Source organism: Chitinophaga sp. (assembly GCF_035564935.1).
In the GTDB taxonomy this organism is placed as follows: domain Bacteria; phylum Bacteroidota; class Bacteroidia; order Chitinophagales; family Chitinophagaceae; genus Chitinophaga.
In genome coordinates this window covers 1-7,727 of the sequence record NZ_DATMTE010000079.1, presented here as the reverse complement: position 1 = coordinate 7,727, position 7,727 = coordinate 1, and the positions used below count along the sequence as shown (strand labels likewise).

General features: G+C 48.5%; 9 protein-coding genes. All 9 read left to right on the top strand.

Annotated elements, in window-relative coordinates; all coding sequences use genetic code 11:
* The first annotated feature begins 124 nt into the window (after positions 1-124).
* Positions 125-907, top strand: coding sequence for an SDR family oxidoreductase (locus tag VN105_RS02170; protein WP_325637473.1), 783 nt, complete (start codon positions 125-127; stop codon positions 905-907).
* An 82-nt stretch (positions 908-989) separates the two neighbouring features.
* Positions 990-1,736, top strand: coding sequence for a hypothetical protein (locus VN105_RS02165; RefSeq protein ID WP_325637471.1), 747 nt, complete (start codon positions 990-992; stop codon positions 1,734-1,736).
* Positions 1,737-1,756: 20 nt separating this feature from the next.
* A complete protein-coding gene (locus VN105_RS02160; protein ID WP_325637469.1) occupies positions 1,757-2,608 on the top strand; it encodes a fumarylacetoacetate hydrolase family protein in 852 nt (283 codons plus the stop codon).
* Between the two features lie 5 nt (positions 2,609-2,613).
* Positions 2,614-2,943, top strand: coding sequence for an L-rhamnose mutarotase (locus VN105_RS02155; protein ID WP_325637467.1), 330 nt, complete (start codon positions 2,614-2,616; stop codon positions 2,941-2,943).
* A gap of 48 nt (positions 2,944-2,991) precedes the next feature.
* A complete protein-coding gene (locus VN105_RS02150) occupies positions 2,992-3,819 on the top strand; it encodes an amidohydrolase family protein (protein ID WP_325637465.1) in 828 nt (275 codons plus the stop codon).
* Between the two features lie 20 nt (positions 3,820-3,839).
* Positions 3,840-4,622 (top strand): SDR family oxidoreductase, encoded by a 783-nt coding sequence (locus tag VN105_RS02145; RefSeq protein ID WP_325637463.1) that lies wholly within the window; start codon positions 3,840-3,842, stop codon positions 4,620-4,622.
* A gap of 59 nt (positions 4,623-4,681) precedes the next feature.
* On the top strand, positions 4,682-5,917 hold the full coding sequence (locus VN105_RS02140) for a sugar MFS transporter (protein ID WP_325637461.1): 1,236 nt from the start codon (positions 4,682-4,684) through the stop codon (positions 5,915-5,917).
* Between the two features lie 65 nt (positions 5,918-5,982).
* Positions 5,983-6,738, top strand: coding sequence for an MbnP family protein (locus tag VN105_RS02135; RefSeq protein ID WP_325637460.1), 756 nt, complete (start codon positions 5,983-5,985; stop codon positions 6,736-6,738).
* On the top strand, positions 6,738-7,727 hold a 990-nt coding region (locus VN105_RS02130; RefSeq protein ID WP_325637458.1), incomplete at its 3' end, for a cytochrome-c peroxidase. The genes VN105_RS02135 and VN105_RS02130, both read left to right, overlap by 1 nt.

Genomic DNA, 7,727 nt, shown 5'->3' with positions numbered 1-7,727 from the left:
CACCGGATTTGGTCCGGCTTATTGAATTTTATGAAAATTAGGCAAGAAAGTATGAAATACAGTGAAAATACAATTGCAATCACCTTATATTAATAGGTATTTTAGAACCCTTAAATTTTATACGATGGAACTGTTCAGACTAGACAATAAAGTAGCGGTTATCACAGGTGGTGGCAGCGGCATAGGACAGGCAATTGCAAAAACATTCGGGGCACAGGGTGCGCAGGTGCATATCCTGGAACTGAATGAGGATGGTGGTAAAGCTACAGCAGAGGAAATCAGGGCAGCAGGTGGCCAGGCAACCGTGCATGCGTGCAATGTGGCCGACCAGGCAGCCGTAATCGGCGTAATGGACGGTATTGTGAAAACAGCCGGCAAACTGGATATCCTGGTGAATTGCGCCGGTATTGCACATGTGGGTAACCTCGAAAATACCGCTGAACAGGACTTCGACAGGGTGTACCAGGTAAATGTGAAGGGCACCTATAACTGTATGTATGCAGTGATCAAACAAATGAAAGCACAGGGCGGCGGTGTGATCCTGAATGTGGCCTCCATCGCCTCCAGTGTAGGTATACCAGACAGGCTGGCCTACTCTATGAGTAAAGGCGCGGTACTAACCATGACGTTATCCGTGGCTAAAGATTATCTCGGCGCCAATATCCGCTGCAACTGCGTGTCGCCCGCAAGAGTACACACGCCGTTTGTGGATGGCTTTATTGCCAAGAACTACCCGGGCAAAGAAGCGGAGATGTTTGAAAAACTGAGTAAAACCCAGCCGATAGGCCGTATGGCCAAACCAGTGGAAGTAGGTAACCTGGCGCTGTTCCTGTGCTCGGATGAAGCAGGCTTTATTACAGGCACCGACTACCCGATTGATGGCGGTTTTATCAGGTTGAATAATTAGGAATTAATGGGATGTGTGTTTTAAAGTGCGGACGATTACCCGTATCTTTCAAGTTATTCATTCATTAATTTTTAGTTATATCATGCAACATTTTCGAATAGGGCTGGCGTTAGCACTGGCCATATTATCTGCCTGTAATTCCGGTACCAAGAAAGAAGCTGCCACCGGGGAATCCGCATCAGCAATAAAACCGGCAACACCGGATGGTACCATATCGGTCAGTTTCTCAGACAAGGAAAAAGATACATCGCTGATCCATATTAAGTTTCAGCTGAAAGAAGGAACAAAAGAAAAGAGCTTTGAACAGGCTATCCTGAAGGGCGTACCGGAACCGGACCTTTATAAGGTGTTATGGAATGAGCCCAACAGCTGTTATATCGGCGTTATGAAACCGAATCATCAGCCACGTTATTACCACGCTTTTATTGACGATAAAAAAGATGTGAAAATATTATGGGCTGCCACGCCGCCCCAGCCTATCTGGGAATACATGGAAGGAACAATGGGTCTTGGAAAGGTGACAGCCGGCGGCGAAATGTTGCAGCAATATAAAAAGAGCATCCAATCCGGCAATATCCTGGCAGATTTTATCGCGGAAATAAAACCCGATGCATCACCGGACAGCCTGGAACTGTACGTGGAATTTGGCGGCTTGCGTAAAAGCATGTTCATGCCTGTGCCTGCCGGCAGTAAGGGCGTGATCCAGCCAACAGGACAGGATGATCATGTGTATTTCTCTTTTGTAAAGGATGGAAAAGCAGAACCGGTGATCGACCTGCACGTGGAAAGCGGAAGATTACAGATTAAAACACTGAAAGAAATTAAGTAAGACAAATAAATAGTATTGATATGAAACTGATCAGGTTTGGTTTACCGGGAGAAGAGAAACCGGGTGTTGCTACCGCAGCAGGAATGTTTGATGTGAGCGCATTCGGTGAGGATTTTGGGGAGAAATTTTTTGAAACCAACGGGCTGGCGCGTTTATCTGAATGGTATGGCGCACATGCTGCTGAATGCCCGCAGGTGCCTGCCGGTACCCGTTTGGGCTCGCCTATCCTTCGTCCTTCCAAAATTATCTGCATAGGGCTGAACTACGCGGATCACGCGCGTGAAACCAATGCAGCCATTCCTGCAGAACCTATCGTGTTCTTTAAAAGTACCAGTGCACTGGTAGGGCCGAACGACGACCTGGTGATTCCACGCAACAGTCAGAAAACAGATTGGGAAGTGGAACTGGCAGTGGTAATCGGCAAAAAGGCCACTTACGTGGAAGAAAAAGACGCTATGGACTATGTAGCGGGTTACTGCCTGCATAACGACTACAGCGAAAGGGCGTTCCAGATCGAAAGAGGCGGTCAGTGGGTAAAAGGCAAAAGCTGTGATACATTCGCTCCTTTAGGCCCATGGCTGGCTACCAAAGATGAAATTGCCGATGTGAACAATCTTCGTTTATGGCTTACCGTTAACGGGCAAAAAATGCAGGATGGCAACACCTCTAACTTCATATTTAACGTAGCGTATGTGGTGGCTTACCTGAGCCAGTTTATGACCCTGCTCCCGGGAGATGTGATCTCCACCGGTACACCGGCTGGTGTGGGCCTGGGCATGAACCCGCAGGTATACCTGAAGGCAGGAGATGTGATTGAACTGGGCATTGACGGGTTAGGTACTTCCAAACAAACTGCCATAGCGTATAAATAGTAGTTATGAAAAGATATTGCCTGGCCCTGGATCTGGTAGATGATCCGCAGTTGATCAGCGAATATGAAGCCCATCACCGCAACGTATCTGCTGAAATAAAAAAGAGCATCACAGACGCAGGTATTACCGTAATGGATATTTACCGCGCGGGTAACCGCCTGTTCATGATCATGGAAGTAGATGATACTTTTTCCTTTGAACGTAAAGACGCCATGGATGCAGCCAATCCTGCCGTACAGGTATGGGAAGGGCTCATGTGGAAATACCAGCAGTCGTTGCCGGTAGCGAAAGAAGGGGAGAAGTGGATCATTATGGACCAGATTTTTGCATTGTAAAAAATACCTGGCGCCGGTACCTTCCGGCGCCAGGCAAAAAATATTTACATGGTTATTGACGCACATCAGCATTTCTGGCAATACGACCCTGTTCGCGACGCATGGATAGATGAATCCATGCAGGCGATCCGCCGTGACTTTTACCCGGAAGACCTGGCCCCTGTGCTGGCCGACAACGGGGTACACGGCTGCGTAGCGGTACAGGCAGATCAGTCGGCAGATGAAACTGCCTTTTTGCTGGCGCTGGCAGATAAGCATGACTTCATTAAAGGCGTGGTAGGGTGGACAGACCTCCGTGCCGCCAACATCAGTGAACAGCTGGAGCAGTATGCCGTACACCCCAAGCTGAAAGGCTTCCGGCATATTGTACAGGGCGAACCGGATAACCGCTTCATTCTCGGCGAACATTTCTGTCGCGGCATCAAAGCGCTGCAGCAGCATCAGTTCACCTATGATATTCTCGTATACCCGAAACAGTTACCCGCGGTAGAGGAATTTGTGCAACAGTTTCCCGAACAGGCGCTGATCATTGACCACCTGGCCAAACCCGATATCAAAGCAGGTGAGCTGGATGCCTGGGCAGCACATATGCGCCGTATTGCACAATCACCAAATGTATACTGCAAGCTGAGCGGCATGGTAACGGAAGCCGACTGGCAGCAGTGGGAACCCGCACATTTCCGGCCTTTTATGGAAGTGGCGCTGGAAGCTTTTGGGGCAAACAGGCTGGTGTATGGGTCCGACTGGCCCGTGTGCCTGGTGGCGGCGAAGTACCGCGAAGTGAAAGCACTGGTGACCGATTTTATCAGCACCTTATCAACAAGTGAACAACAACAGATAATGGGAGGCAATGCCCGCTCATTTTATCATCTATAAAAAATAATATCATACTTACTATGGATTTAGGATTACAGGAGAAAGTGATCATCGTTACCGGTGGTGCAAAAGGGATCGGGGAAGCTATTTCAAAGCTGGTGGCGGCAGAAGGCGGCATCAGCGTGATTGCCGGCCGCAGTACTGCCGATAACGAAAAAACAGTGGGCGAAATTATCGCCGCAGGCGGTAAAGCCATGGCTATTACTGCGGAACTGGGCAAAGTGGAAGACTGTAAAAAAGTGATCGCTGAAACAATAGCAAAGTATGGTAAAATAGATGCCCTGGTGAATAATGCCGGCGCCAATGATGGCGTAGGACTGGAAAGCGGCAGCCCGGAAAAATTTATGCAATCGTTGCAGAATAATTTATCGCACTATTACAACCTGGCACATTTTGCGTTGCCTTACCTGAAAATCACCAACGGAAATATTGTAAACATCGGCTCTAAAGTAGCTGATACCGGCCAGGGTAACACCAGCGGCTATGCGGCATCCAAAGGAGGTATCAATGCGCTTACCCGTGAATGGGCCGTGGAACTGCTGCCTTATTCTATCCGTGTTAACACGGTGATCCCCGCTGAAGTATGGACCCCGCTGTACGAAACATGGATCAATTCATTGCCGGATCCAAAGGAGAAACTGGCATCCATCACCGCAAAAATTCCGTTTGAAAAAAGAATGACCACGTCCACGGAAATTGCCAACAGCACCGTGTTCCTGTTGTCGCCACGTTCCTCTCATACAACCGGACAAATCGTATACGTAGATGGTGGTTACACCCATCTCGACAGATCCATCAGCTAAGGATAAAGAGCCAACACCTGTTACAATATTCAATCACCTGAAACATTAAATTCTTCGTTATGGCCGGAGGCGCAGTAAGTAATTCCACCTATACCAATAAAGATGCAGGCGCAAAGCCCGGCAGTTACCTGTTCCCGCTGATACTGGTTACCAGCCTGTTTTTCTTATGGGGACTGGCATACGGACTGCTGGATGTTCTGAACAAACATTTCCAGGAGGTATTAAGCATTACTACCAAACGTTCCACTTTATTACAGGGTGCTTATTTCGGCGCTTATTTCCTCATGGCATTACCGGCAGGTATGTTTATGAATAAGTTCGGGTATAAGAAAGGAATTATTCTTGGTTTGCTGTTGTACGCCACTGGCGCATTCCTGTTTTTTCCGGCTGCCGGCGCCCTGAGCTTCGACTTTTTCCTGCTGGCATTATTTATTCTTGCCTGCGGACTGGCCTGCCTGGAAACAGCTGCCAATCCATACGTGACAGTGTTGGGCGACCCCGCCACCTCTGAACAACGACTCAATTTATCACAATGCTTTAACGGGCTGGGATCTTTCCTTGGGCCCATTATTGGCGGTAAATTATTTTTTGGCAGCGGTAGCGGTGATCTTACTACGGTGAAGCTCACCTACATTGTAATAGGCGTAGTGGTGTTGCTGATCGCGGGGTTTTTCTACAGAACGCCATTGCCTGAAATTAAAGAGGCGGAACAGGAAGGACCCGAAGTAATGGCGGATACCCGCCCGCTTTCCGCCCATCGTCATTTTGTGCTGGGGGTAATAGCGCAGTTCTTTTATGTGGCCGCGCAGGTAGGTGTGGGCGCATTGTTTATTAATTACGTAACTACTTACTGGCACGGGATTACTACGGAAAATGCTTCCTACCTGCTGTCGGTAGGACTGGGATTATTCATGGGCGGCCGTTTTGTGGGCACTGCGCTGATGCGTAAAATAGCTCCTAATACTTTGCTGTCTATTTATGCACTTATCAACGTGGCGTTAAGCATTTTTGTAATGACCGGTAACGGCGCTGCCTCCGTATATGCACTGATCGCTATTTTCTTTTTTATGTCTATTATGTTCCCCACTATTTTTGCGTTGGGGGTAAAAGACCTGGGTGCGCATACCAAACGCGGCGCTTCTTTCCAGGTAATGTCTATTGTGGGGGGCGCCTCCGTTCCTTACCTGATGGGGGTTGTAACAGAGTGGCAGTCGCTCGCCATTTCCTTTGGCATTCCTGCTTTCTGCTTTGTGATCGTGTTTTTATACGGATGGAAAGGATATAAGAGAGTTTAGCCTGCAGGCTTCTTTTTAATATTTAATCCGCAAAATCATTGTAACTTTCTTTAAAAGAGGATACCATGATTTTGCGGATTTTTGCTTCCTATGCTTGCTGGTTCCTGGTTATAACCACGTTATTTGCCGGGGTACCTCCTGATCCCGGTCCTGTACCTTCCCTGCAATTGTCGTTCACCCACCTGATGGGACAGCAGCCGCTGGTAAGGAACCAGGCAACTTATACCAATGCTTCCGGCGAAACATTTACGATCAGCCGTTTCCGTTATTTCCTCAGCAATTTTTCACTGGAAACCACCAATGGCAGTGTGGTTACTTTACCTCCTGCTTATTTCCTGGTGGATGATGCCATTGACAGTTCAAAAAATATCCGGCTGGACAGTATCCCCGCCGGTAAATATAAAAGCATCCGTTTCCTGATCGGCGTGGATAGTATCCGCAATGTAAGCGGCGTGCAATCCGGTGCACTGGCGGTGGAAACCGGTATGTTCTGGACCTGGAACAGCGGCTATATCATGGCGCAGATAGAGGGGCATTCCCCTGCGGTTAACACGCCCATGCAGGAGTTTTTATTTCATTGCGGCGGCTATAAATCAAAAGACGGCGTGTTGAAATATGTAACGCTGCCACTTCCGGAACCGCTCACAGTTTCCACCGGCAGCCAGCCACGGATCAACCTTACCGCGAACGTAGAAAAATGGTTTTTACCTGATACCGTAAGTTTTAAAAAGATAACGGTGATCATGGCGCCGGGCGTAAAAGCAAGACAGGTAGCAGGTAATTACCAGCATATGTTTAACATAACAGGCATGTCCAATTAGTGAATCAAAAGGTAGTATATATCATCGGGGCGTTTTGCCTGTTGCTGGCGCTGGTGCAAGCCGGCACAAAGAAACGCATAACAAAAGGGCCCGAGCCTTTTTTGCTGCAGCTGCCTGCGCACTTCCCCCGGCCGGTATACGACTTTGCGCATAACCCGCTTACCAAACCAGGCGTGGCTTTGGGGCGGTTTATGTTTTATGATTACCGTCTTTCGCAGGACAGTACCGTTTCCTGTGGCTTTTGCCACCAGCAGTTTGCAGCCTTCGGCCACTTCGATCATGCGCTGGCGCATGGCGTGGCAGGGCAGCAGGGTATCCGCTCGGTGCCGGTACTCTTTAATATGATCTGGCAAAAAGCTTTTATGTGGGATGGCGGCGTGAACCACCTGGAATTGCAGGCGCTTACCCCGTTAACCGATCACAATGAAATGGCGGTAGACCTGAAAGAACTGCTGCAGAAAATGCAGACAGACCCTAAATACCGGGCTATGTTCAAAGCCGCTTTTGGTACGGAGGAAATTACCAGCGAGCGTATGTTCAAGGCATTCACGCAGTTTGTGGCCACTATGGTATCCGCCGGTTCCAAATACGACAGTGTAATGCTAAAAGTGCCCGGTGTGGCTTTTACTGCAGAAGAAAACGCGGGGTATACCGTTTTCCGGGATAAGTGTGCCGCCTGTCATAAAGAACCGTTATTTACCGATCTTACCTACCGCAGTAACGGGTTACCTTATTTACCGGCGTTAAATGATGTGGGCAGGATGAAGATCACGGGTAACACAGATGATAATCTTCATTTTAAGGTGCCTTCCCTGCGCAATATTCTGAAAAGCGCCCCTTATATGCACGATGGCCGTTTCTTCGATATTTTCCAGGTATTTGACTTCTACGACCATGGCGTAAAGGTTACTCCCACCACCGACCCGCTGGTGAAGCAGGGAATTAAATTATCCGACCAGGAAAAGCGGCAGCTGTATTTCTTTCTGAAC

Coding starts and splice junctions, on each gene's coding strand:
- VN105_RS02165 (WP_325637471.1), top strand. CDS start 990: ATGCAACATTTTCGAATAGGGCTGGCGTTAGCACTGGCCATATTATCT.
- VN105_RS02145 (WP_325637463.1), top strand. CDS start 3,840: ATGGATTTAGGATTACAGGAGAAAGTGATCATCGTTACCGGTGGTGCA.
- VN105_RS02170 (WP_325637473.1), top strand. CDS start 125: ATGGAACTGTTCAGACTAGACAATAAAGTAGCGGTTATCACAGGTGGT.
- VN105_RS02160 (WP_325637469.1), top strand. CDS start 1,757: ATGAAACTGATCAGGTTTGGTTTACCGGGAGAAGAGAAACCGGGTGTT.
- VN105_RS02155 (WP_325637467.1), top strand. CDS start 2,614: ATGAAAAGATATTGCCTGGCCCTGGATCTGGTAGATGATCCGCAGTTG.
- VN105_RS02150 (WP_325637465.1), top strand. CDS start 2,992: ATGGTTATTGACGCACATCAGCATTTCTGGCAATACGACCCTGTTCGC.
- VN105_RS02135 (WP_325637460.1), top strand. CDS start 5,983: ATGATTTTGCGGATTTTTGCTTCCTATGCTTGCTGGTTCCTGGTTATA.
- VN105_RS02140 (WP_325637461.1), top strand. CDS start 4,682: ATGGCCGGAGGCGCAGTAAGTAATTCCACCTATACCAATAAAGATGCA.